Source organism: Plantibacter sp. M259 (assembly GCF_006065115.1).
In the GTDB taxonomy this organism is placed as follows: domain Bacteria; phylum Actinomycetota; class Actinomycetes; order Actinomycetales; family Microbacteriaceae; genus Plantibacter; species Plantibacter auratus.
Genome location: NZ_CP040750.1, coordinates 1,172,041 through 1,193,953 on the forward strand (window position 1 = coordinate 1,172,041; position 21,913 = coordinate 1,193,953).

General features: G+C 69.0%; 28 protein-coding genes and 1 pseudogene. 11 read left to right on the plus strand and 18 right to left on the minus strand.

Annotated features, from left to right (window positions below):
- Positions 1 to 15 precede the first annotated feature (15 nt).
- Positions 16 to 993 (plus strand): o-succinylbenzoate synthase, encoded by a 978-nt coding sequence (locus tag FGL15_RS05165; RefSeq protein WP_138945210.1) that lies wholly within the window; start codon positions 16 to 18, stop codon positions 991 to 993.
- Positions 994 to 1,008: 15 nt separating this feature from the next.
- On the opposite strand, the gene ccsB is transcribed toward FGL15_RS05165, so the two are convergent.
- Genes ccsB through FGL15_RS05190 form a run of 5 tightly spaced genes read right to left on the minus strand, consistent with a single transcriptional unit; the run spans position 1,009 to position 5,695 of the window.
- Positions 1,009 to 2,064 (minus strand): c-type cytochrome biogenesis protein CcsB, encoded by a 1,056-nt coding sequence (gene ccsB / locus FGL15_RS05170; protein ID WP_138945211.1) that lies wholly within the window; start codon positions 2,062 to 2,064, stop codon positions 1,009 to 1,011.
- A complete protein-coding gene (locus tag FGL15_RS05175) occupies positions 2,061 to 3,725 on the minus strand; it encodes a cytochrome c biogenesis protein ResB (RefSeq protein WP_138945212.1) in 1,665 nt (554 codons plus the stop codon). The genes ccsB and FGL15_RS05175 overlap by 4 nt, the downstream gene beginning before the upstream one ends.
- Entirely contained in the window at positions 3,709 to 4,455 is a 747-nt protein-coding gene (locus FGL15_RS05180; RefSeq protein WP_138945213.1) for a cytochrome c biogenesis CcdA family protein, read from the minus strand. Before FGL15_RS05180 ends, FGL15_RS05175 begins: the two co-directional genes overlap by 17 nt.
- Positions 4,452 to 5,060, minus strand: a complete 609-nt coding sequence (locus tag FGL15_RS05185; protein WP_138945214.1) for a TlpA disulfide reductase family protein — start codon at positions 5,058 to 5,060, stop codon at positions 4,452 to 4,454. The genes FGL15_RS05180 and FGL15_RS05185 overlap by 4 nt, the downstream gene beginning before the upstream one ends.
- Entirely contained in the window at positions 5,060 to 5,695 is a 636-nt protein-coding gene (locus FGL15_RS05190) for a histidine phosphatase family protein (protein ID WP_138945215.1), read from the minus strand. Before FGL15_RS05190 ends, FGL15_RS05185 begins: the two co-directional genes overlap by 1 nt.
- Positions 5,696 to 5,780: 85 nt before the next feature.
- On the opposite strand from FGL15_RS05190, the gene aspS reads away from it, so the two are divergent.
- From aspS to FGL15_RS05205, 3 genes are all read left to right on the plus strand, one after another.
- Entirely contained in the window at positions 5,781 to 7,121 is a 1,341-nt protein-coding gene (gene aspS, locus FGL15_RS05195) for an aspartate--tRNA(Asn) ligase (RefSeq protein WP_085514014.1), read from the plus strand.
- 18 nt (positions 7,122 to 7,139) lie between these two features.
- On the plus strand, positions 7,140 to 7,592 hold the full coding sequence (locus FGL15_RS05200) for a flavodoxin domain-containing protein (RefSeq protein WP_138945216.1): 453 nt from the start codon (positions 7,140 to 7,142) through the stop codon (positions 7,590 to 7,592).
- A gap of 89 nt (positions 7,593 to 7,681) precedes the next feature.
- Positions 7,682 to 8,458: a putative protein N(5)-glutamine methyltransferase gene (locus tag FGL15_RS05205; RefSeq protein WP_138945217.1), complete on the plus strand. Its 777-nt coding sequence runs from the start codon at positions 7,682 to 7,684 to the stop codon at positions 8,456 to 8,458.
- 18 nt (positions 8,459 to 8,476) lie between these two features.
- Here FGL15_RS05205 and FGL15_RS05210 read toward each other — a convergent pair whose 3' ends face one another.
- Positions 8,477 to 8,785 carry a Dabb family protein gene (locus FGL15_RS05210; RefSeq protein WP_079706641.1) on the minus strand — a complete coding sequence of 103 codons (309 nt, stop codon included), beginning with the start codon at positions 8,783 to 8,785 and terminating at the stop codon, positions 8,477 to 8,479.
- Between the two features lie 40 nt (positions 8,786 to 8,825).
- Positions 8,826 to 9,086, minus strand: coding sequence for a glutaredoxin family protein (locus tag FGL15_RS05215; protein ID WP_138945218.1), 261 nt, complete (start codon positions 9,084 to 9,086; stop codon positions 8,826 to 8,828).
- Between the two features lie 192 nt (positions 9,087 to 9,278).
- Here FGL15_RS05215 and FGL15_RS05220 point away from each other — a divergent pair, with 192 nt between their 5' ends.
- Positions 9,279 to 9,578: a helix-turn-helix domain-containing protein gene (locus FGL15_RS05220; RefSeq protein WP_064294610.1), complete on the plus strand. Its 300-nt coding sequence runs from the start codon at positions 9,279 to 9,281 to the stop codon at positions 9,576 to 9,578.
- A gap of 42 nt (positions 9,579 to 9,620) precedes the next feature.
- Here the strand turns inward: FGL15_RS05220 and FGL15_RS05225 are convergent, their stop codons facing one another.
- The 4 genes from FGL15_RS05225 to FGL15_RS05240 form a co-directional block, all read right to left on the minus strand.
- On the minus strand, positions 9,621 to 9,929 hold the full coding sequence (locus tag FGL15_RS05225) for a hypothetical protein (RefSeq protein WP_137243973.1): 309 nt from the start codon (positions 9,927 to 9,929) through the stop codon (positions 9,621 to 9,623).
- Positions 9,930 to 10,175: 246 nt separating this feature from the next.
- Positions 10,176 to 10,274 carry a 30S ribosomal protein bS22 gene (locus FGL15_RS05230; RefSeq protein WP_003792170.1) on the minus strand — a complete coding sequence of 33 codons (99 nt, stop codon included), beginning with the start codon at positions 10,272 to 10,274 and terminating at the stop codon, positions 10,176 to 10,178.
- A 139-nt stretch (positions 10,275 to 10,413) separates the two neighbouring features.
- Complete coding sequence (locus FGL15_RS05235; RefSeq protein WP_079706638.1) at positions 10,414 to 10,608, minus strand: helix-turn-helix domain-containing protein; 195 nt, start codon at positions 10,606 to 10,608, stop codon at positions 10,414 to 10,416.
- 126 nt (positions 10,609 to 10,734) lie between these two features.
- Complete coding sequence (locus FGL15_RS05240) at positions 10,735 to 11,139, minus strand: helix-turn-helix transcriptional regulator (RefSeq protein ID WP_064294613.1); 405 nt, start codon at positions 11,137 to 11,139, stop codon at positions 10,735 to 10,737.
- Between the two features lie 72 nt (positions 11,140 to 11,211).
- Between FGL15_RS05240 and FGL15_RS05245 the strand changes: the two genes are divergently transcribed.
- Positions 11,212 to 12,654, plus strand: a complete 1,443-nt coding sequence (locus tag FGL15_RS05245) for a TrkH family potassium uptake protein (RefSeq protein WP_079003294.1) — start codon at positions 11,212 to 11,214, stop codon at positions 12,652 to 12,654.
- Positions 12,647 to 13,318 (plus strand): TrkA family potassium uptake protein, encoded by a 672-nt coding sequence (locus FGL15_RS05250; RefSeq protein WP_056013885.1) that lies wholly within the window; start codon positions 12,647 to 12,649, stop codon positions 13,316 to 13,318. Before FGL15_RS05245 ends, FGL15_RS05250 begins: the two co-directional genes overlap by 8 nt.
- Before the next feature lie 7 nt (positions 13,319 to 13,325).
- Here the strand turns inward: FGL15_RS05250 and FGL15_RS05255 are convergent, their stop codons facing one another.
- Positions 13,326 to 13,784 (minus strand): GNAT family N-acetyltransferase, encoded by a 459-nt coding sequence (locus tag FGL15_RS05255; RefSeq protein ID WP_138945219.1) that lies wholly within the window; start codon positions 13,782 to 13,784, stop codon positions 13,326 to 13,328.
- A 63-nt stretch (positions 13,785 to 13,847) separates the two neighbouring features.
- Here FGL15_RS05255 and FGL15_RS05260 point away from each other — a divergent pair, with 63 nt between their 5' ends.
- Positions 13,848 to 14,447 (plus strand): TetR/AcrR family transcriptional regulator, encoded by a 600-nt coding sequence (locus FGL15_RS05260; protein ID WP_138945220.1) that lies wholly within the window; start codon positions 13,848 to 13,850, stop codon positions 14,445 to 14,447.
- Positions 14,444 to 14,947, plus strand: coding sequence for a GNAT family N-acetyltransferase (locus FGL15_RS05265; protein ID WP_138945221.1), 504 nt, complete (start codon positions 14,444 to 14,446; stop codon positions 14,945 to 14,947). The genes FGL15_RS05260 and FGL15_RS05265 overlap by 4 nt, the downstream gene beginning before the upstream one ends.
- Positions 14,948 to 14,963: 16 nt before the next feature.
- Here FGL15_RS05265 and proC read toward each other — a convergent pair whose 3' ends face one another.
- The 3 genes from proC to tadA all read right to left on the minus strand — a co-directional run bounded on the left by proC (position 14,964) and on the right by tadA (position 17,630).
- Positions 14,964 to 15,806 carry a pyrroline-5-carboxylate reductase gene (proC, locus tag FGL15_RS05270; protein WP_138945222.1) on the minus strand — a complete coding sequence of 281 codons (843 nt, stop codon included), beginning with the start codon at positions 15,804 to 15,806 and terminating at the stop codon, positions 14,964 to 14,966.
- Between the two features lie 48 nt (positions 15,807 to 15,854).
- On the minus strand, positions 15,855 to 16,976 hold the full coding sequence (locus FGL15_RS05275; protein ID WP_168223320.1) for a MarP family serine protease: 1,122 nt from the start codon (positions 16,974 to 16,976) through the stop codon (positions 15,855 to 15,857).
- 177 nt (positions 16,977 to 17,153) lie between these two features.
- On the minus strand, positions 17,154 to 17,630 hold the full coding sequence (gene tadA, locus FGL15_RS05280) for a tRNA adenosine(34) deaminase TadA (protein WP_240044092.1): 477 nt from the start codon (positions 17,628 to 17,630) through the stop codon (positions 17,154 to 17,156).
- A gap of 51 nt (positions 17,631 to 17,681) precedes the next feature.
- On the opposite strand from tadA, the pseudogene upp reads away from it, so the two are divergent.
- Both upp and FGL15_RS05290 read left to right on the plus strand, forming a co-directional pair.
- A pseudogene (upp, locus tag FGL15_RS05285) lies at positions 17,682 to 18,313 on the plus strand (uracil phosphoribosyltransferase).
- A 502-nt stretch (positions 18,314 to 18,815) separates the two neighbouring features.
- On the plus strand, positions 18,816 to 19,523 hold the full coding sequence (locus FGL15_RS05290; protein ID WP_079003301.1) for a winged helix-turn-helix domain-containing protein: 708 nt from the start codon (positions 18,816 to 18,818) through the stop codon (positions 19,521 to 19,523).
- Between the two features lie 80 nt (positions 19,524 to 19,603).
- Here FGL15_RS05290 and FGL15_RS05295 read toward each other — a convergent pair whose 3' ends face one another.
- From FGL15_RS05295 to FGL15_RS21200, 3 genes are read right to left on the minus strand one after another with little or no spacing between them, the layout of a single operon-like run.
- Positions 19,604 to 20,611 carry a DMT family transporter gene (locus FGL15_RS05295; RefSeq protein WP_138945224.1) on the minus strand — a complete coding sequence of 336 codons (1,008 nt, stop codon included), beginning with the start codon at positions 20,609 to 20,611 and terminating at the stop codon, positions 19,604 to 19,606.
- Complete coding sequence (locus FGL15_RS21195; RefSeq protein ID WP_255467609.1) at positions 20,611 to 21,384, minus strand: AI-2E family transporter; 774 nt, start codon at positions 21,382 to 21,384, stop codon at positions 20,611 to 20,613. Before FGL15_RS21195 ends, FGL15_RS05295 begins: the two co-directional genes overlap by 1 nt.
- On the minus strand, positions 21,297 to 21,884 hold the full coding sequence (locus FGL15_RS21200) for an AI-2E family transporter (RefSeq protein WP_255467610.1): 588 nt from the start codon (positions 21,882 to 21,884) through the stop codon (positions 21,297 to 21,299). The genes FGL15_RS21195 and FGL15_RS21200 overlap by 88 nt, the downstream gene beginning before the upstream one ends.
- Between the last annotated feature and the right edge of the window lie 29 nt (positions 21,885 to 21,913).

The window sequence follows — 21,913 nt, forward strand, 5'->3', positions numbered from 1 at the left end:
GTGCAGGATGGGGACATGCAAGCGAACCTCGACGACGTCCTCGCCACCGCCCGCGTGGTCTCCATCCCCCTCCGGGTCCGGTTCCGGGGCATCGACACCCGCGAGGCCGTCCTCTTCCGTGGGCCCGCCGGGTGGACGGAGTTCTCCCCCTTCGTCGAGTACGACGACCAGGAGTCGGCCGCGTGGCTCCGGGCCGCCATCGACTTCGGCTGGTCGGACCTCCCACCCCTCCACCGGGACCGCATCCTCGTGAACGCGACGGTCCCGGCCGTGGACGCGGCGGACGTGCCGTCGATCCTCTCCCGCTTCCCGGGCTGCCGGACCGCGAAGGTGAAGGTGGCCGAGCGCGGGCAGGAGCTCGCCGACGACGTCGCGCGCGTCGCCGCCGTCCGGCGGGCCATCGGACCCGAGGGTCGTCTCCGCGTGGACGCCAACACCAACTGGAACGTCGACGAGGCCGAACACGCCATCCGCGCCCTCGAGGCCTTTGATCTCGAGTACGTCGAGCAGCCCTGTGCGACCGTCGCGGAACTCGCCGAGATCCGTGAACGGGTCTCCTCCCTGGACGTCGCCATCGCGGCGGACGAGAGCGTCCGCAAAGCCGAGGACCCCCTCGCCGTGGCTCGTGCCGGCGCCGCCGACCTGCTCGTCGTGAAGGCGCAGCCGCTCGGCGGCGTGCACGCCGCGCTCCGCATCGCGGGCGAGGCCGGTCTGCCGATCGTCGTCTCGAGCGCCCTCGACACCTCCGTCGGCATCTCCATGGGTGCCCACCTCGCGGCGGCGCTGCCGGAACTCGACTACGACTGCGGGCTCGCCACCACCGCGCTGCTCGGCGGCGACGTGACGACCGCACCGCTCGATCCCGTGGACGGCGGCATCGGCGTCCGGCGTGTCGAGGTGGACGTCGATCTCCTCGAGCACTTCACGGCGTCACCGGAGCGGACCGCCTGGTGGCTCGACCGTCTCCGCCGCACGCACGCGTTGCTCGGCTGAGGGCCGATGCAGGGCCTACAGGCCGCTGTAGGCGTGCAGACCCTTGAAGAACACGTTCACCACGACGAAGTTGAACATGACGGCACTGAAGCCGATGATCGCGAGCGTGGCCGCCCGTGATCCGCGCCAACCGCGCGTCGCCCTGGCGTGGATGTACCCGGCGAAGATCACCCAGATGATGAAGGTCCACACCTCTTTGGTGTCCCAGCCCCAGTACCGACCCCAGGCGCGCTCCGCCCAGATGGCGCCGGCCATGAGGGTGAACGTCCAGAAGATGAAGCCGATGATGTTGACGCGGTAGGCGAGGTTCTCGAGACGCTCCGCGTTCGGGAGGGTCAGCAGGAAGCGGAGACGCCCGGAGCCTTGGCTGGGCTGCACGAGCCCGAGCCGGCGCTCGCGACGCCCCTGCAGGAGCTGCACGACGCTCAACGCGAAGCCGATGGCGAAGAACGCCGTGCCGAGGCTCGCGACGAACACGTGGATGACGAGCCACGCCGACTGCAGCGCCGGCGGCAGCGGGACGACCTCGACGTAGAAGTTCGCGGTCGCGAGGCCGAGGAGCACGGTCACGAGGCCGATCACGAAGCTGCCGAGGAACCGGAGGTCCACGCGCGCGATGACCACGAGGAACACCGCGACGATGAGCAGCGTGCCCGTCATCGCGAACTCGTACATGTTCGCCCACGGGACACGACCGGCGGCGATACCGCGCGTCACGTCCGCGACGAGGTGGAGGAGGAAGGCGATGACCGTGAGCGAGACCCCGACCCGGAGGCTCGGTGACTTGCGCGACGCCTGCTGCTCAGGCTCGTCCGAGGGACGGCGGGTCTTGCGCGGGACACCGTCGTTCGTGACGATCGGTGCGACGGTCCGTGCCGAGGCGGAGGCGAGTGCACCGACGCGTTCCTCGGCGGCTGCCGACCGTTCCAGCTCGGCCCGCTCGGCCGCGTCGATCGCCGCGGTGACCTCGGCGCTGCGGCGCGCGAGGTCGAACGTGAAGGCGATGAACGCCAGCGCGTAGACGGCGACGGCCGACCAGAGGCAGAGGTTCGAGATTTCGACGAGGGTCACGGGGCGATTCTACCTTCGGGTTCGGACGGGACAGGCGTTGGACTGTGCGCTTCGGCGATCGCCGCGACGGCCGCTTCGAGGCCGGGGTCCTCGCCGCGGGCGAGCCCGGCGTATTCGAGGGAGACGGTGCCGTCGCTCCCGGTCACGGCCTTCACCCAGACGCGCCGTCTGGCGACGAAGAGCGAGGTGATGAGGCCGGACAGGGCGAGGATGGCGAACGCGAGCACCCAGAGCTGGGTCGGGTCGTGGTGGACGTCGAACGAGGCGAACCGCTTGACGGAGCCGGCGTAGTTCTCGGTCGACGGGTTGGCGGCGACGTTGTCGAAGGACACCGTGCCGAGTCCGTTCGGCAGGTCGGTGATCTGGCCAGGCGTGAGTTCGATCGACTCGACGCCGGTGTCGCCGCCCGTGAGCTGCTTCATGTCGTCGACGTCGAGCGCGTAGACCGACTTCGGAGCACCGGCGTTGATGCCGAGGTCGCCGGAGTAGACGTTGAGCGTCAGCACCGGGTAGGCGAGGTCGGGGTAGGAGGAGAAGAACGGCGGCTTGGACGCGGCCTGCGTCGGGTAGAAGAACCCGATCATGCCGAGCTGCTCCGCCAGTCCGTCCGGGACCTTGACGATGCCGAGCGAGGTGAGCTGGGCGTCCTGCGGCAGGAACGGGATGGAGTCGCTGAACACGACCTTGCCCTCGGGATCGCGGACGGTGATCGTCGGCGCGTAGCCGTTGCCGAGCAGGTAGACGTCGGTGCCCTCGAACCGTAGTGGATCGTTGACCTTGATCGTCGCGTCCTGCGGCTTCCCGCCGGGCGAGGTCGTCGTGACCTTCGCACGGTAGTCGATCGCCTGGCCGTACGCGTCGAGGTTCTCGGTCTCGTAGGTGACGCCGAACTCGTCGAGCGTCAACTTGTAGGGGGCCAGTTCCGACTCGTTGAAGAAGCGGCCGGGGTTGAACGAGTCGTAGTCGAGCAGCGTGTTGACGAAGGTCTGACCCTCGACGAGCACGCGCTGACCGGAGAAGCCGAAACCGCCGCCGAAGCCGACGGTCACGAGGATGCCGACGAGGGCCGAGTGGAAGACGAGGTTGCCGGTCTCGCGGAGGAAGCCGCGCTCCGCGGACACCGATGCGGACCCCTCGGCGTCGTAGCGTTCGACGCGGTACCCCTGGCGCTTCAACTGCTTCGTCGCGTCGTCGATGAGCTCGGTGGCGGTCGCGCCGCTGTCGTCGCTGCGACGCTCGAACGCGGAGAGCCGAGACAGGCGCGCGGGCGTCCGCGGCGGGCGGGAGCGCAGGGCGAGCCAGTGGTGCTTCGTCCGCGGGATCACGCAGCCGATGAGCGAGATGAACAGCAGCAGGTAGATCGCGGAGAACCAGGCCGAACTGTAGACGTCGAACGCCTGCACCTTGTCGAGGATGGGCGCGAGGTCCGGGTTGTCGGTGAAGTACTGGGTGACGCCGTTCGGGTCGCTCGACCGTTGCGGGACGAGCGAACCGGGCACCGCGGCGATCGCGAGGAGCAGCAGCAGGAAGAGCGCCGTGCGCATGCTCGTGAGCTGACGCCAGAAGAAGCGGAGCCAACCGACGAAGCCGAGCTTCGGCTGGTTGATGCCGTCGGCCGGAGCCGGGGCGGCGGAATCGATGTGATCAGAGGGGCGTGACAAGGCCGCTCATCACCCCCTGCAACGAGTACATCCAAGCGGACCAGAGACCAGACACCATCAACACACCGATCACGATGAGGAGCACGCCGCCGATGATGTTGATCGTGCGGATGTGCCGTTTGAGGAACGCCAACGACCCCGTGACCCAACCGAGTCCGAGCGCGACGAGCAGGAAGGGGATGCCGAGACCGAGGCAGTAGAACAGCCCGAGGAGGGCCCCGCGCCACGCGGAGCCGCCCGAGAGAGAGAGCGCGCTGATCGCGGTGAGCGTCGGGCCGAGGCAGGGCGTCCAGCCGATGGCGAAGACGAAGCCGAGCAGCGGCGCGCCGGCGAGGCCGGTGGCGGGTGCCCAGCTGGTCCGCACCGTGCGCTGCAGCCGCGAGAACTGTCCGATGAAGATGAGCCCCATGAGGATGACGACCGCGCCGAGGACGCGGGTGATGACGCCCTCCCACTCGACGAACCAGGCGCCGATCGTTCCGACGAACGCCGCGATCGCCACGAACACGAGGGTGAAGCCGAGGATGAAGAGACTGACGCCGAGCAGCACGCGCCGGCGACCTGCACCGGAATGCCCCTCCTCGACCGTCGTCATGCCGCCGACGTACCCGAGGTAGCCGGGGACGAGCGGCAGAACGCACGGCGAGAGGAAGGACAGCAGACCGGCCGCGATGGCGATCGGGATCGCCACGAGGAGCTGGCCGCCGTAGACGAGCTCGCCGGGGCTCACTCTGGGGCGCTCTCGGCGATCGTGTCGCGGATGAGGGTGTCGAGGATGGTGCGGTCCTGCAGCTGCCCGAGGATGCGGGCGGCGACCCGACCTTCGGCGTCGAGGACGATGGTGGTCGGCACCGCGTTCGGCGGGACACTGCCCGTGAAGGCGAGCTTCGCCTCCCCGCTGTCGACGTCGAGGATCGAGGGGTAGGTGATGCCGAAGGTGCCGTTGAACGCCTTCGCGGTGTCGGCGGTGTCGCGGACGTTGACGCCGATGAAGGTGGCGCCCTTGTCGGTGTAGGCCTCGTTGAGCGCCTGCAGGTCCTTGGCCTCCGCGCGGCAGGGGGCGCAGGCGGCGTACCAGAAGTTCACGACGAGGACCTGGCCCGCGTGGTCGGCGGAGGAGATCTGCTCGCCGTCCTCGCCGACGCCCGAGAAGCTGATCGACTCACCGCGGTCGTCGAGCGCGACCTCGGTCACGCTGCCGTCGCCCGCGACATACCCCTTGCTGCTGCCCTCGCGGTACTGCTCGGCGAGCGGATCGCTCCCGCACGCCGTGAGCAGGAGTGCCCCGACAGCCAACACGGCGGCGACGGCGGACGTCCTCGATCGGCGGGCCATCAGACGGCCCCGACATCGGTCGCGCCGGACGACAGACGGGCGGCCGGATCGACGTAGCCGACCTCGACGAAGCCCTGCTCGGTCCGCTCGAAGGTGGTGATGCTCGACAGGGCGCACCGTCGCTTCCGCGGGTCGTGACGATACGGCGCCCCGACGATGGAGCTGTGCAGCATCCAGATCGGCAGCTGGTGGCTGACGATGACGACATCGCCCGACGGCGTCGCGCGCCAGGCGTCCTCGACGGCAGCCGTCATGCGGTTGACGATCGACGCGTACGGCTCGCCCCAGCTCGGACGCGACGGATTGCGGAGCTTGGGCCAGTTGAGCGGGTTCTTCAGGGCACGGCTCATGCGCTTGCCCTCGAACTCGTTGAACGGTTCGATCACGCGCGGCTCGGAGACGACGGCGAGCCCGAACGCGGCGGCGACCGGCGCTGCGGACTCCTGGGTGCGCTGCAGCGGGGACGCGTAGAGCGCGCCCACCGTGCGATCGCGGCCCACCAACTCGTCCGCGGCGGCCTGCGCCATGCGCTCGCCGAGCTCCGACAGTCGGAATGCGGGGAGTCGACCGTAGAGCACACGAGAAGGATTGTGCACCTCGCCGTGACGCACGAGATGGATCTGGTCGGCTACCACCCTCCAAGTGTACGTTTCCCCAAGCTGCGGATTCACCGTGACCTCCGTCCAGGTCCGAGCCACGAGCGACGGCTAAGCTGTCGGGGTGAGTGAACGCGTCGTTGTGAAGAACCTGGCCGCCCTGTCCGACGGTCCCGTCACCGTCTCCGGATGGGTCGAGACCGTCCGCGACCAGAAGAAGGTGCAGTTCGTCGTCCTCCGCGACGAGAGCGGCGCCGTCCAGCTGGTGAACCCGGCTGTCCGCGAGGTCGACCCGGAGGTCGAGGGCTCCGCCGAGCGTCTCGCCACCACTGAGGCGATCTCCGCGCTCGCGCACGGCTCCTTCATCACCGTCACCGGCGAGCTCAAGCACGACGAGCGCGTCAAGCTCGGCGGCATCGAGGTCAAGGTCGCCACGCTCGAGGTCGTCACCGCCGCCAACCCCGAGACGCCGATCGCTGCGGACTCCTCGCTCGACAAGCGCCTCGACTGGCGCTTCCTCGACCTGCGCCAGCCGAAGCAGGCCCTGATCTTCCGCATCCAGACGACGTTCGAGCACGCACTGCGTCAGTACTGGATCGACAACGACTTCATCGAGATCCACACCCCGAAGCTCATGGCGAGCGCGAGCGAGTCGCGCGCCGAGCTCTTCGAGGTCGACTACTTCGAGGGCAAGGCGTACCTCGCGCAGTCCCCGCAGTTCTTCAAGCAGATGGCGCAGTCCGCCGGCTTCGGCAAGGTGTTCGAGGTCGGACCCGCATTCCGCGCCGACCCGTCGTTCACCAGCCGACACGCGACCGAGTTCACGAGCGTCGACGCCGAGATCAGCTGGATCGAGTCCCACGAGGACGTCATGCAGCTGCACGAAGAGCTCCTCGTCGCCGGCTTCACGGCGGTCAAGGACAAGCACGGCGAACAGATCTCCGAGCTCTTCGGCATCGAGCTCGAGGTCCCGTCCCGTCCGTTCCCGCGCATCCCGCTGGCCGAGGCCAAGCGCATCGTCGCCGAGCGCGGCTACGAGATCCCCCGCGCCGACGACGACATGGACCCCGAGGGCGAGCGTCAGATCGCGGCCTACGTCAAGGAGACCTTCGGTCACGACTTCGTCTTCCTGACCGACTACGCGTCGAGCATCCGGCCGTTCTACCACATGCGCAACGCCGAGGACGGCTCGCTCACCAACAGCTACGACCTCATCTACAACGGCGTCGAGATCTCCACGGGCGCGCAGCGCGAGCACCGCGTCGACGTCCTCGTCGAGCAGGCCAAGGAGAAGGGCCTGGAGCCCGAGGAGCTCGAGTTCTACCTCGACTTCTTCCGCTACGGTGTCCCGGCGCACGGCGGCTTCGGCATGGGCCTCGCCCGTGTGCTCATGCTCATGCTGCACGAGACCTCCATCCGCGAGGTCACCTACCTGTTCCGCGGCCCGACCCGCCTCGCCCCGTAACCCCGCAAGAAGGACGCCATGCAGATCGTCATCCTGTACGGGACCGAATCCGGCAACGCCGAACGCCTGGCCGGCGACATCGGCAAGGCCATCGGCTCACAGCACCAGTGGCGCGTCGCCGACCTCGGCGACGTCGACCCCGCGGAGCTGTCGACCGACGAGATCTACATCTTCATCACGTCGACGTACGGCGACGGCCTCCTCGGTGAGACCGGCCAGATCTTCTACGAGGCGCTCGAGGAGTCCGACGTCGAGCTCGACGGGCTCCGGTACGCCATCTTCGGGCTGGGCGACAGCAGCTACGAGGACACGTACAACCAGGGCAGCTCGCTGCTCGACGCCATCCTCACCGAGCACGGCGCGACCCGCTTCGGCGAGTTCGGTCTGCACGACGACGGCGGGTTCGAGCGCAAGAAGGACGTCGCGCTCGCCTGGCTGCCCGGCGTGCTCGCTGCCGCAGAACAGCTCTGACCACCGCTCTGGTGCGTGCCCGGCCGCGACGGTAGCGTGACTCGCACCGGCCGTGCGGTGTCCTCGCACGTGAGCGAGGGGTGAGCCAGATGAACGCGACCGCCGAATCCGTGGTCCTGCGCCTTCGTGCGGCGGGGTGCGTCTTCGCCGAGGACGAGGCGGCGCTGCTCCTCGCCGAGTCGGATGATCCGGATCGACTCGAACGGATGGTCGCGGCACGGGTCGCCGGCCGGCCGCTCGAACACGTCCTCGGCTGGGTCGCGTTCCGGGGCCGCCGGGTGGTCGTCGAGGACGGGGTCTTCGTGCCGAGGCGACGGACCGAGCTCCTGGTCGACGCCGCCCTGCCACGCCTCCAGAACGGTTCGGTGGTCGTCGAGCTCTGCTGCGGTGCCGCGGCCGTCGGGAGTGCGCTCCTCGCCGAGGCGCCCGGCCCGATCGACGTCTGGGCGTCGGACATCGAACCCGCTGCGGTGGACTGCGCACGACGCAACCTCGGGCCGCGCGGTGGGCACGCCCTGCTCGGAGACCTGTTCAACGGGCTGCCCCGGTCGCTCGCGGGGCGCGTCGACCTCCTGCTCGCGAACGCCCCCTACGTCCCGACGGCGTCGATGGCGACGATGCCGCCCGAGGCTCGGGAGCATGAGGCCGTGATCGCGCTGGACGGCGGTGCCGACGGGCTCGACGTGCAGCGTCGGATCATCGCGCAGGCCCCGGACTGGCTTGCGCCGGGCGGTGCCGTCATGATCGAGACGAGCGAACGTCAGGCCCCCGAGACCGCCGCGCTCATGAAGGCGGCGGGCCTCACGGCGTCGATCGACCGCGACGACGAGCTCGACGGCACCGTCGCCGTCGGCGTCGTGGCCTGAATCCTGCGGGCGCCGGGCTCAGTCGAGCTGGAAGTCGACCGCAGAGCGCTCGACGACGAGCTGACGGACGATCTGCACGACGCGGACGTGCTCCGGGTGCACCTGATACCGCTCCAGGGCTTCGAGGCTCGGGTAGTCGCCGACCAGCACGACGTCCCAGTTGCTCTCGGGGTAGGCGATGTTGCGTCCGACCTGGAGGTGCTCGATGTCGTCCGGCATGAACCCGGCGAGTGCCTCGAGTTCGGACTGCATGGTGGCGAACGCCGCGTCGCGCTCGGCGTCGTCCGTAGCTGCCAGCTTCCAACTGACGATGTGGCGGATGGTCACTGGGCCCCCAAGGGTCGATGTGGATGGATGGACGTGCGGATCAGTCGGCGAGCAACGCGGACCGCAGGCGGTCGGGGTCGATGCGCCAGTAGTTGTGGACCCTGCCGTCGATGAGGACGACGGGGATCTCCTCCCAGTGGCGGTCGTGGAGCGCCGGATCGTCGAGGATCGAGAGCTCGTCGCGTTCGATCATGGGGCCGTCGGACGGGAGGCCTGCGACCACCTCGTCGATCACGGCACGGGCGTCGTCGCAGAGGTGACAACCGGGCTTGCCGATGAGCGTGACGTGCAGAGTGGACACCTCCTCAACTGTACGGGGTGCCTGAGGTCGGAGCACCTCCACGGAGCCGACACGTGTGGTGTTTCACCGAGACATCTGACACGATGCCGGAATGATGATGCCGTCGAACCCAGGACCGCGAACCATAAGTGGTGAAACCGGCAGGCTCAGACACTCTGGCATGCGCCGGTCGAGGTCCGTTGTCATTGAGTGATGCCTACACATTCGGAAGCCGCGACCATCCTCGGCGAGCGGTTGCGGGCCGCTCGCAACGAGCGCCAGCTGACCCTCGAGGACCTGGGCGTGTTGGCCGGGATGCACTGGACGAACATCGGCAAGATCGAGCGGGGCCAGGTGCACCCCAGCGTGGAGACGCTCGTCCGCCTGAGTACCGCGCTCGACCTCGACCCCGCCCCGTTCATCACGGGCCTGAACGCCGACATGTACCCGGGCCGGGCGCACAAGCTGACGGCACGGGATCTGCTGGCTGCTCGCCGCGACCAGGAACGCTGATCCGCGCATCGAGGACCACTCCCCTCCAGCCGGTGGGGCCCGTCAGAAGGTGACCCGCCACAGGTACTGGTGACCGCCGGGACGGAACCAGGACACCTGCACGCTGGTGGCCCGGGCCAGCTCGGCGCCCATCACCTCGAACTCCAGCGCGCTCCCCGGCGTCAGGCGACACGGTTCCAGTGGAGCGAGGAGTCCGGGTCCGATCAGGCGCAGCACGACCCAGTGAACGGCTTCGTCACCGACGTTCCGGAGTCGATAGCGAGGTGCGTCGTCTCGTTCGACGACGAACGGCACCCGGTACGCGAGCTCGCGTCGGTTGCGGTGGACGGTTGGCGGGAGATCGCGGGTCATGCGACGAACCTACGAAGGACCGCCGACGATCTCGGGGCGACGGACCGCGTGCCGCGACGCGCTGTGGATCAGTCCCGTCCGGCCTCGCCTGTGGAGGAACCTCGACGCCGCTCGACCCGCGGCGACCACACGCCACGACCGGCGAACGAGACGATCACCTCGACAACGCCAGAAAGCGCCGTACCCGAATGGGCAGGCGCTTCCGGTGGACGAAGAGTCGTCAGGCGCTCCGAACGGAGCAGCCGGCTACTTCTTGTTGCGGCGCTGGTGACGGGTCTTGCGAAGCAGCTTGCGGTGCTTCTTCTTCGCCATACGCTTGCGGCGCTTCTTGATAACAGAACCCACGGATTTACCTCACAGAATTGGGGGGCTTGGCCGCAGGGATCGCGACCGAAGAGAACAAGTCTTGTTGCCAGTCTAGCCGATTGCAGCGCGCGTCGTTCACACGCCGTACGCCTGCAGGCTGCTAGGAGCGGGAAACGCCTCAGCCGACGTCGGCGACCGGGCGCTGCCGGACGGCGTCGACGGCGGTCTCCGGCACCCGGAACGACTTCCCGAACCGGATGGCCGGGAGTTCCCCCGAATGCACCAGGCGATACACGGTCATCTTGGACACCCGCATCATCTCGGCGACTTCGGCCACGGTGAGGAAGCGGACGTCGGCAGTGTCCTGCGTCATCGAACCCCTCCTGTGCCTCTGGAAACCCGCTTGAACGGCGCTCCGAGGACCGGAACGCCGCATGGCAACTCTAGAGGGCCGACGCCCGCCCTGTACATCCCCTGAGTGAACGGTATGGGGCCCGGGCTACGGGCGGAGCTTCTTCGTGACCGACTGCACCGCGTGGGTCACGTCCGCAGCGACCTTGCCGACCGATCCCGCGACCGCCTTGGCCTGGTCCGGCAGCGACAGCGCAGCAAAATCGACACCGTCGTCCTGGTAGTCGACGCTGAGGAACGGGATGAGCCAGTCCTCCACGTCCTCGAGCGGCGCCGAATCCAGGCTGTAGTAGCGGTGCTGGCCCTCCTCGCGCACCTCGACGAGCTCTGCTTCGCGCAGGACCTTGAGGTGCTTGGACACCGTCGGTTGGCTGAGGCCGAGCTGCGCGACGATCTCGGAGACGCTCGTCCCGGTGCCACCGTGCCGTTCGAGCAGCAGCGCGAGGATGTCCCGCCTGGTGGTGTCAGCGATCACGTCGAAAATGTCGGCCATGCTCCAACGATAGTGATGGAGCGCACGGAGTACCATTGCCTCCGGCGCAGTCCTGAGGTGTTGAGGGGTCAGATGAGCGGCAATGCCATGGGGCGTCGTCCCGAGATCATCGTGCGCCACGGCCTCGCGCGGGTGAGGGAGGCCGTCAGCGACTTCGCCGCGAAGTCGACCTCGCGGTTCGCCATCCTCGTGTTCAGTTTCCTGATCTTCGTCTTCACGATGCTGTTCTCGCTCCCCATCGCGAGCGCCGACCGCCAGGTGACCCCGATCGCCGACGCCCTCTTCACCGCCGTCTCCGTCATCTGCGTCACCGGGCTCTCGACCGTCGACATGGCCACGCACTGGTCGCTCTTCGGTCACGTGCTCGTCTTCATCGGCGTCCAGATCGGCGCGCTCGGCGTCCTGACCCTGGCCTCGATCCTCGGGTTCGTGATCGCACGACGACTCGGGCTCCGCCAGAAGCTCATGGCGGCGAGCGACACGAACCCCCTGCGGTCGCACCACGGCCCCGTCGCCGAGGGTCAGGCGGTCCGCCTCGGGGAGATCGGCAACCTGCTCGTCACCGTCGCCGTCAGCGCCCTCGTGATCGAGGCGGCTCTGGCCGTCCTGCTCTTCCCGCGTATGCTGCTCGACGGCATCAACCCCTGGGACGCCGCCTGGAACAGCGTCTACTACGCGGCCATGGCCTTCACCAACACCGGCTTCACGCCGAACGCCGAGGGGCTCGCGGCCTTCGAGAACGACTACTGGTTCCTCAGCATCCTCATGCTCGGGGTCTTCCTCGGCAGCATCGGCTTCCCCGTCATCTACGCGCTGAGCCGGAACTTCCGGCGGCCGAGCCGCTGGTCGCTGCACGTCAAGCTCACGCTCGTCACGACGATCATCCTGTTCTTCGCCGGCGCGCTCGCCTTCATCCTGCTCGAGTTCAACAACCCCGAGACCTGGAACAAGTGGAACCTCTGGGACACGATCTTCCAGGGGTTCTTCCTCTCGGCCATGACGCGGTCGGGCGGCTTCTCCACCGTGGACATCGGCGACCTCAACGGCTCGACCCTGCTCGTCGCCGACATGCTCATGTTCATCGGCGGTGGTTCCGCCTCGACCGCCGGCGGCATCAAGGTCACGACGCTCGCCGTCCTGTTCCTGGCGGCGTTCGCCGAGGCCCGCGGCCGTGAGGGCGTGGAGGTCTTCCGCCGCCGGATCCCGCAGGACGTGCTCCGCGTCGCGGTGAGCGTCGTCCTCTGGGGTGCGACGATCGTCGCACTGTCGACGATCGTCATCCTGCAGATGACGAAGGCTCCGCTCGACCACGTGCTGTTCGACGTCATCTCCGCCTTCGCGACCGTCGGGCTGAGCACCGGCCTCGTCGCGGACCTGCCCGACGCCGGGGTGTACGTCCTCGCCGTCACCATGTTCCTGGGCCGCGTTGGTACAGTGACACTCGCTGCAGCCGTGGCCGCGAGTCAGAGCGGCCAGCTGTTCAAACGTCCCGAAGAGAGGCCCATCGTTGGTTGACCGCATCAAGCACGACGCCCCGGTCCTCGTCATCGGACTCGGTCGGTTCGGTGCGGCCTGCGCCGGCGAACTCGACCGGCTCGACCGCGAGGTGCTCGCGATCGACGACAACTCCGACCTCGTGCAGAAGTGGTCCGACCGGGTCACCCACACCGTGCAGGCCGACGCGAAGAACATCGAGGCACTCCGGCAGATCGGCGCGCAGGACTTCTCGGTCGCGGTCGTCGCGGTCGGATCCTCGATCGAGGCGAGCGTGCTCATCACCGCCAACCTCGTCGACCTCAAGATCCCGCAGATCTGGGCCAAGGCCGTCTCGCAGTCGCACGGCAAGATCCTCGCCCGAGTGGGGGCGAGCCACGTCATCTACCCCGAGCGCGAGGCCGGCGAACGCGTCGCCCACCTCGTTTCGGGCCGCATGCTCGACTTCATCCAGTTCGACGACGACTTCGCGCTCGTCAAGATGTACCCGCCGAAGCCCATCCGCGGGCTGAACCTGACGGAGTCGGGCGTCCGGACGAAGTACCGGATCACCGTCGTCGGGGTGAAGTCACCGGGGAAGCCCTTCACCTACGCGACCGCCGACACCGTCGTGTCGAACCACGACCTCATCATCGTCTCCGGCACGTCGGCCGACATCGAACGCTTCGCGTCGCTCGAGGGCTGACGCCTGGTCAGCTGAGGCTACGCGCGTAGCAGCGCGACTGCGGCTCGTCGACGTACGGCCCGAACGCCTCGATCGGGTGGTATCCCTCGCGCTCGTAGAAGCGCATCGCGTCCGGTTGCTCCGTGCCGGTCTCGAGGAGGAGCTCGGCGAGACCGAGCGACCGCGCTTCGCCCTCCAGTGCCCGCAGGAGCGCGGTGGCGACGCCGGTCCCCCGGGCCTCCTGCACGACGAACATGCGCTTGATCTCCGCCCGGTCCTCGCCGAGCATCCGCAGGCCGCCGCAGCCGAGCGGGGTGTCGTCGACGTCGCTGGCGAGCAGGAAGAGCGTGATGTCGGCTGCGGTCGGCGGCGTGCCGGGTTCGTGATCGTCGCTCCCGTAGCGCGCGTCGAGTTCGCGGCGTTGGGCGGCCCGCAGCGCGCTTCCCGCCTCGTCATCCCAGGCCACCCGGCTGATCCTGATCGTCATGCGTGTTCTCCCGTCATTCCGTAACAAGCATTACGGTAACATCGGTTCCGAGGTGATCACGACATGGCAAGAACCAAGGACCCGACTGCCCAGGCGCGGATCTCGCACGCGGTCTGGGAGGTCCTGGGCGAGCACGGCCCGCACGGGCTGACCCTCCGCGCGGTCGCGGAGCGGGCCGGGTGCACGACGGGCCTGGTCCTGCATCGCTTCCCCGACAAGCGCGCGCTCCTGCTGCACGCTCGCGACCTGCTCCACGAGCGGACGGCGGCGCGGACCGAGGCGCTCGAAGCCGCAGCCGAGAGCCCGCGTGACGCTCTGCGCGCCGTCCTCCGACAGGCCCTGTCCCTCACGGATGAGACGCGCCAGGAGGCCCGGGTCTGGCTCGGCTACCTCGCGGCGGCGCTCGACGACGAGGTGCTGGCCGAACGGCACCGTACTGGTCATGGTGTGTTCGTCGCGCGCACCCGCCGGCTCGTGGCCGAGATCCGCCCCGAGCTCACCGAGGCCGAGGTCGCCGCGACGGCCACCGTCGTCGTCGGATTCATCGAGGGCGTCAGCACCCTGAGCACGGCCGACGACGACCACTACGACGCCGCGGCCCAGCTCGCCGCGCTGGACCGACTGCTGCTCGTCCTCGGGCTCGACGAGACGAGCCACGCATGATCGTCGTGGAACGGTGGGCGGATGCTCCGGCTCATCGTCGCGAGCGATTCGCCGAGCTCCTCGAGGAGTACCACCGCCGGACCGAGCACGAGAAGCTCCTCGGCCGAGAACCGCGTCCGGAGGATCCCGCCCCGACGATCACCCTCACCGACCGCTACCGGGTCGAGATCGCCGACCCGAGCACCGCCTTCGCCTCCGACGAGATCCTCCTGGCCGTCGAGGACGACCGGGTGCTCGGCTGCGTCGTCCTGACGGACGGCCCGTCGCCGGAGCTCAAGCGACTCTGGGTCGCCCCCGACGCTCGTCGCAGGGGCGTGGCCGGAACACTGCTCGAGGCCGCGACGACCGTCTCGCGGCTGCGGGGCGACGACGCCATCCGTCTCTCCGTGTGGCACTGGCGCTCCGCCGCGATCGCGCTCTACCGGCGGTCCGGCTTCGTGGCGGTCGATTCCTGGGACGACAGACCCGGCCTCGACTGCTTCGCGCGGTCCTTCGACTGATCGGGTCGCCGTCGGGTCAGGACGCCGACAGCTCCTCGGCGCGTGCGATGGCGGCTGCCGCGGCGCGGTCGAACGTCTCGCTGAAGCCCGCCTCGGCGAGCACGGCGAGCGCCTGCTCCGTCGTCCCCTTGGGGCTCGTGACATTGATCCGCAGCTGCTCGGCACTCTCCCCCGTCGTCGCGAGGAGCTCCGTCGCGCCGCGGAAGGTGCCGTTGACCATCACAGACGCCTGCTCGGCGGTGAATCCGAGGCCGATCGCCGTGCGGGTCAGTTCCTCGATGAGGTAGTAGACGTACGCCGGACCGGAACCGGAGATGGCGCTGAGGGCATCGATCTTCGATTCGGGGATGACGACCACCTGGCCGACGGTCTCGAAGAGCGCGGTGACGACGGCGAGGTCGTCCTCGCTCGACCGGGTACCTGGCGCGAGCCCGGTGACGCCGAGCCCCACGTAGGACGGGGTGTTCGGCATGGAACGCAACACTGAGACCGACTCCGGCAGGGCGGCCTCGAAGGCCGCACCGCGGATGCCGGCGGCGAGGCTCACGACGATCGTGCCCGGCTGCAGGGCGTCGGCGATCTCGGCGAGGAGGTCGGCGACCAGGTAGGGCTTCACGCCGATCAGGACGATCTTCGCCGCGGCTGCCGCCCGACGGTTGCCGTCGGCGTCCTGCTCGAGGGCGATCGAGGTGACGCCGGGCAGCTCGGCCAGAGCCTCCGCCTTGCCGATGGTCCGGTTCGTCACCGTGATGCCACCGTCGACCTCGACACCCGGCTGGACGAGACCGCGGAGGACGGCCCCTCCCATCGAACCGGCTCCGAGGATGGCGATGCTGGGCAGGCTGATCGTTTCACTCACCCTGCGAGTCTAAGCACCTGCATGCTCGGCGGCACGTGCCCGGCCGGGTCAGTCGGCGAGGCAGGCGCCCGACGGGACCGCGGACTGCAGCGACCCGGCGAGCGCGACGACGGGCAGGACCTCGTCCATCGCGAGCGCGTACCCGACCGGCGCGGAGTTCGCGTCGCGGGCGAAGATCACGCCGGCCACCTCACCGGACTCGGTGAGGAGCGGGCCACCGGAGTTGCCCGGCTGCACCGTCCCGGACAGCGTCACGACCTGACGGCTCGTCGGGTTGTTCCCGCTGATGTCGGCGACGAGGCTCGGCCCCACGACGATGACCTGCGCGCCACCGGCCGTGTACGGGCCACCGAACGGATACCCGGCGACGACGGCGTTCGAACCGGGCGCCGGGTTCGGTGCGAGCGGCAGGGATCGGGCACCGAGGTCGTCGACGCGGATGACGGCGAGGTCGTCGACCGGATCGAAGTAGACGATCCGTCCTTCCCGAGGCATGGCCCCCGGCACCTCGACGACCGGGTTCGTCACGCCGGCGAGGACGTGCGCGTTCGTCATGACCAGGTCGTCGGCGAAGACGAAGCCGCTTCCGGTGAGGCTCCGCGAGCAGGACTCGGCGGTGCCGCTGATGCGCACCACGGACGCGGAGGCCGTCTGCAGCGCCGGCGTCGAGGTGTCGAGCTGCGGGGCGGCGGGCACGTCCGCGGTTCCACCGAAGGCCTCGATGACGCGTTGGGCCCCACCGTCGACCACCGTGGAGCGGAGCTGCGCGAGCGTGCTCTTCACCTGCACTGGCGTGACGCGGTCGATCGTGCCGATCACCGCGGACGACCCGACCGCCTGGGCGAGCAGCGGGATACCGAGGGATCCGACACCGAGGGCCGCGGTCACGAGGACGAGCGCGGTGACGACGAGGTTGAGCGCGGCGCCGAGCAGCCGTTCCAGACCGCGCAACGGGGTCTTGCGGACGACGGAGCCGATGGCCCCGCCGATGAACGCACCGATCGTGTAGCCGACGGCGAGGACGACCACCGCCGCCGCGACCGCCGCCCAGCCACGCCACGCCGCGTCCGGCACCCACGAGGCGACGAGCGGGATCGCGAAGAAGGCGCCGACCCACCGGCCGCCAGCCCGACGAGCCCGCCGAGGCTCCCGAGGAGCCCCGCACGCCACCCGCGGATCAGGAAGCCGATCAGGACGACGACGAGGATGATGTCGAGGATCACGCCGGGTTGCATCCTGCGATCCTGCCATCACCCGCCGACAACGGGCTCCGGAAGTGCTGGGAGCAGCCGCGTCCGGTCACCGATCCTGTCGAAGCGCGGGGGGCATCCGGGGCCCTGCGCGCCCTCAGGGGGCTCCGACGCCGCCCGCGCCCCGGAAGAAGTCGGTGAGGAGCGTCGAGCAGCGCTCGGCCTCCACACCCGCATAGACCTCGACACGGTGCTGCAGTCGCCGGTCGCGCAGGACGTCGTAGACGGAACCGACCGCGCCGGCCTTCTCGTCCCAGGCCCCGAAGACGACCCGCGGGATCCGGGCGGCGAGGATCGCGCCGGCGCACATGACGCAGGGTTCGAGGGTGACGACGAGCGTCAGCTCCGTGAGGTGCCAGTCGGCCAGCGCGGCCGCGGCGGCGCGGATGGCGACCACCTCGGCGTGGGCGGTCGGATCGGTGTGCAGCTCGCGCTCGTTGCGCCCGACGGAGACGACCGTGCCGTCCGGGGCGACGAGCACCGCGCCCACCGGGACATCGTCGCTGGCCAGGGCCGCCTCGGCCTCGGCGATGGCGAGGTCCATCCACGCGGCGAACTCGGCCGGTGCGTGCATCCGTCATCTCCCCGAAATCCTGGTCGCTGCGCGAGCGACTAGATTGATCGTATGCGAGTGCACGTAGCCGACCACCCCTCATCACCCACAAGCTCACGGTGCTCCGCGACAAGACGACACCGTCACCGGTGTTCCGTGCCCTCACCGAGGAGCTCGTCACGCTGCTCGCCTACGAGGCGACGCGCGGCGTCACGGTCGAGGAGATCACGATCCAGACGCCCGTCACCGAGACGGTCGGCGTCAAGATCAGCGAGCCGCGTCCGCTCGTGGTCCCGATCCTCCGGGCAGGCCTCGGCATGCTCGAGGGCATGGTGAAGCTGCTCCCCACGGCCGAGGTCGGCTTCCTCGGCATGGTGCGCAACGAGGAGACCCTCGAACCCACCACGTACGCGGAACGCCTCCCCGACGACCTGTCCGACCGCCAGTGCTTCGTGCTCGACCCGATGCTCGCGACCGGTGGCTCGCTCGCGGCGGCCATCGACTTCCTCTTCAAGCGCGGCGCGATGCACGTCACCGCCATCTGCCTACTCGCCGCGCCCGAAGGCCTCGAGCGTCTCGAGGCCGAGACGGCCGGCAAGGACGTCACCATCGTCCTGGGCGCCCTCGACGAGAAGCTCGACGAGAACGGCTACATCGTCCCCGGGCTCGGCGACGCCGGCGACCGCCTCTACGGCGTCGTCTGACCCCTGCTCCCGCCGACATGAGGCGGATCGTCGTCCATCCCCGCGATGGACGACGATCCGCCTCATCTCAGTTGTGCCGCCAGCTGGCAATCCCCGAGTAACAGAACGTCATCTTCCGCTCACACTTGACAGGATCCGGGGGATTCCTGTTGTATTGCGGACTATGACGACCAACGCGCCCACCCCGACCTCCTTCGAGGCCCCTGGGAACGCCGGCATGATGATGCCCGGCCGCGCTGTCATGTGCTGTCGAATGTGTCGCTGATCCGACTCCTCCAGCACCGGTAGCGATCCACACGGATCCGCTCCACTGCTCCCAGCACCTCCGAGTCCGCCGCTCCCCCACCAGGTGAGCCGACTCCCGGACGTACCACGTCCGTACCCGGCCGACGCGCCACTTCCCGGATCGCGGGACCGCAACTGCCCACCGGCAGGCGGGATCACCCCGAGCGCACCGCGCACGATCCGTCGTAGCATCATCACTCCCGAGGACCTCGCACTCATGTCTCTTGCAGCCGTTCAGACCACCCGCCCCACCCGCCAGCTCGCCGCCGTCGAGGACGCACCTCGGGCCGCGACCCCGCACGTCCGCGCCGTTCCGGCCGGCCCCGAAGCCCGAGGCTTCGTCCTCTACGTCGGCCTCGACGAGGCGAAGGCGGCGGCCGCCGGCACGAGCCTCGGTGAGATCGTCGAGGCCATCAAGGCCCTGACGGCCCAGTTCGCTCCGGAGGCCGAGACGCACGCTGCCGTCGCCCTCGCCCCTCGCGGTGCCGGCGGACGCGACCTCGACGTCGTCCGGCTCGCCCTGCAGGACCCGTCGGCACTCGCGGCCCACCGCGACGAGGTCGACGAGGAGGAGCAGGACCGCGCCCACGCCGGTGTCGTCGTCGACATCTCCCGGAAGCGCCTCGTCCTCGACAACGAGGCTGCGCCGCTCACGTACAAGGAGTTCGAGCTCCTCCAGTACCTCGTCCTTCGCGAGGGACGCACGATCGAGCGCGCCGAGCTCATCTCCTCGCTGTGGCGCGCCGGCGACGACGAAGAGGTCCCGAACGAGCGGACCATCGACGTCCACGTGCGTCGCCTCCGCGCCAAGCTGGGCCGTTACGAGGACATCGTCCGCACCGTGCGTGGCGTCGGCTACCGCTTCGACCGCCACGCGGACGTCTCGATCCGCTACGCCAGCACCCCGTCGCCCGACCTGTTCTAAGCCGCTTCGGCGGCCCACCGACGAGACGATGGGCCCGGTAAGTGGGTGTTCCACTCGCCGGGCCCGTCGGACGACCAGCGTCAGATGACGCGGGGCTTCTTCGGCTTCTCGCCCGGTGCCGGGACCGGGCGCATCGCGAGCTTCCACACGCCGAAGACGGCGATCGCGCCGGCGACGACGAAGAGCACGAGCGCGAACCAGGGCGCACTGGCAGCCTCACCGAGCACGACGATGCCGATACCGACGGCGACCAGCGGATCGACGACGGTGAGACCCGCGACCACCAGGTCGGGCTGTCCGCTCTGGTGGGCCTTCTGGACGAAGAACCCTCCCACCCCGGCGGCGACGAGCAGTGCGATGATCCCGACGACGGTGAGACCCTCGAAGTTCTGCGTGATGACCCGGTTGATGACGACCTTCGCGAGGGTCACGACGAAGCCGTACAAAACGCCTGCCGCGACCACGTAGAACACCGTGTGCAGCTTCCGGCGCCACAGGGCATAGGCGCCCGCGAGGGCGAGGGTCACCACGGTCAGCATGATCAGGATGATGATGAGCTGCGGCTGACGGATCGGCTCCTCGACCGCGTAGAGTGCGGCGACGATCACGAACAGGCCGATGCCGGCGACGCAGAGCACCATCGCGCGGGTCTGCTCCTTGGTGATCTTGACCCGGGTGACCCTGGCGTTCAACAGCGCCGTGATCACGAGGGCGATCGCTCCGAGCGGCTGCACGACGATGAGCGGCGCGAAGGCGAGCGCCACGAGCTGGAAGACGATGGCCAGGCCGAGCAGCAGGGTGCCGATGAGCCAGGACGGGCGACCGAGCAGCTGCGGGAGCTGCTTCAGCCCGAACGCCGACGAGGCCGCCTCGACCTTTCCGACGCCCCGGGACTGGAGCTGCGTCCCGACCGCCAGGAAGAAGGCACCGACGAGGGCGATCGGGATGCCGATCGCCTGATAGGGCGTGACGCTGATCGTCGGGATGTCGAGATCGACGGCCGCGCGAGCCGACTGCGCGACGATGCCGGTGGTGCCCGACAGCAGCAGGGCGCCGGCCGCGAGGACCGGGAACGAGGTCGCCGCCATCACTTCGCCGCCGCGCTCGTGCCGACGGCCGCCGTTTCGGCATCACCGAGTTTGTTCTCCGGTACCACCTTGGAGTCCTGGCTCGGGAAGACGACCTTCTGCACGATGATGATGATCGACGCGGCGACCGGGATCGCGACGAGGGCGCCGAGGATGCCGCCGAGTGCGCCACCACCGAAGGCCGCGATGACGACGAGCGCGCCGGGGACCGCGACCGCCTTGTTCATGATGCGCGGGCTCAGGACGTACGCCTCGAGCTGCATGTAGATCAGGTAGTAGATGATCGCGATGAGTGCCGTGACCGGCGACACGAAGAGGCAGAGCGCACTGTTCACGATTGAGGCGCTCAGCGTGCCGACGAGCGGGATCATCGAGCCGATGAACGCCAGCAGGGCGAGCAGCGGCGGGAAGGGCGCTCCGATGATGCTGAGGAAGATGAAGCTCAGCACGCCGTTGACCAGTGCGAGCCCGACCTGTCCGACGACGTAGCGTCCGACGGCCTGCGTGATCTCCTCGAGCACCTGCGCGAAGCCTTCGCGTCGGTAGGCGGGGAGGAAGCGGTACGTGACGGCCTTCATCGAGCGCAGCGACGCCAGGAAGTAGAGCGTCAGGATGAGGACGATGATCGAGCCGGTGATGCCCGACGCGACGCCCGCGCCGACCGCGACGATGCCGCCACCGATGTTCAGCAGGTTGTTGGGGTCCTTGAGGAAGGAGAACGCGTCATTGAGCGCCGAGTCGATGTCGAGGGTGTTCCCGATCGTGTTCTGCACCCACGCGACGAAGTCGCTGTTGAGGAACTGCTGCGAGATCCGGGGTAGTCGCTCACGAAGTTCGAGATCTGCGTCACGAGCAGCGGCACGATGGCGAAGATGATGCCGACGAACGCACCGATCACGGCGAGGAAGACGACGGCGATGGCGAGGCCACGCGGCAGCTTCTGCTCGAGCCAGGAGACGAGCGGGTCCAGGCCGAGCGCGATGAAGAGCGCGACGCCGACGTAGATCAAGGTGGTGCTGAGCTGCGTGACGATGCTGCCGATCACGAGCGCGACGAGCACGCCGATGCCGCCGACGAGGCCGATGCGGAACGCGTTGATGCGCACGCTCGGAGCCGAGGGCTGGAGCGCCGCGACCACAGCGGCCGACGGCGGTGAGGACGCAGCGGCCTTCGCCGCGCGCTCCTGCTTGGCCTCCTGGTGCTTGACGCGCCTGGCTTCACGCTCCTCCGGGGTGGAGGAGAACCCCGGCAACCGGAGTTTGGGTGTTTTCATCGTGCGATCTCCTCGGTGGTGATGCGATC

What these genes read in the sequence shown, in the direction of transcription:
- FGL15_RS05165 (WP_138945210.1), top strand. Translation starts at nt 16, where the DNA reads ATGCAAGCGAACCTCGACGACGTCCTCGCCACCGCCCGCGTGGTCTCC.
- FGL15_RS05185 (WP_138945214.1), bottom strand. Translation starts at nt 5,060, where the DNA reads ATGGCCCGCCGATCGAGGACGTCCGCCGTCGCCGCCGTGTTGGCTGTC.
- FGL15_RS05200 (WP_138945216.1), top strand. Translation starts at nt 7,140, where the DNA reads ATGCAGATCGTCATCCTGTACGGGACCGAATCCGGCAACGCCGAACGC.
- FGL15_RS05205 (WP_138945217.1), top strand. Translation starts at nt 7,682, where the DNA reads ATGAACGCGACCGCCGAATCCGTGGTCCTGCGCCTTCGTGCGGCGGGG.
- FGL15_RS05220 (WP_064294610.1), top strand. Translation starts at nt 9,279, where the DNA reads ATGCCTACACATTCGGAAGCCGCGACCATCCTCGGCGAGCGGTTGCGG.
- FGL15_RS05225 (WP_137243973.1), bottom strand. Translation starts at nt 9,929, where the DNA reads ATGACCCGCGATCTCCCGCCAACCGTCCACCGCAACCGACGCGAGCTC.
- FGL15_RS05235 (WP_079706638.1), bottom strand. Translation starts at nt 10,608, where the DNA reads ATGACGCAGGACACTGCCGACGTCCGCTTCCTCACCGTGGCCGAAGTC.
- FGL15_RS05240 (WP_064294613.1), bottom strand. Translation starts at nt 11,139, where the DNA reads ATGGCCGACATTTTCGACGTGATCGCTGACACCACCAGGCGGGACATC.
- FGL15_RS05245 (WP_079003294.1), top strand. Translation starts at nt 11,212, where the DNA reads ATGAGCGGCAATGCCATGGGGCGTCGTCCCGAGATCATCGTGCGCCAC.
- FGL15_RS05255 (WP_138945219.1), bottom strand. Translation starts at nt 13,784, where the DNA reads ATGACGATCAGGATCAGCCGGGTGGCCTGGGATGACGAGGCGGGAAGC.
- FGL15_RS05260 (WP_138945220.1), top strand. Translation starts at nt 13,848, where the DNA reads ATGGCAAGAACCAAGGACCCGACTGCCCAGGCGCGGATCTCGCACGCG.
- FGL15_RS05265 (WP_138945221.1), top strand. Translation starts at nt 14,444, where the DNA reads ATGATCGTCGTGGAACGGTGGGCGGATGCTCCGGCTCATCGTCGCGAG.
- tadA (WP_240044092.1), bottom strand. Translation starts at nt 17,630, where the DNA reads ATGCACGCACCGGCCGAGTTCGCCGCGTGGATGGACCTCGCCATCGCC.
- FGL15_RS05290 (WP_079003301.1), top strand. Translation starts at nt 18,816, where the DNA reads ATGTCTCTTGCAGCCGTTCAGACCACCCGCCCCACCCGCCAGCTCGCC.
- FGL15_RS05295 (WP_138945224.1), bottom strand. Translation starts at nt 20,611, where the DNA reads ATGGCGGCGACCTCGTTCCCGGTCCTCGCGGCCGGCGCCCTGCTGCTG.
- FGL15_RS21200 (WP_255467610.1), bottom strand. Translation starts at nt 21,884, where the DNA reads ATGAAAACACCCAAACTCCGGTTGCCGGGGTTCTCCTCCACCCCGGAG.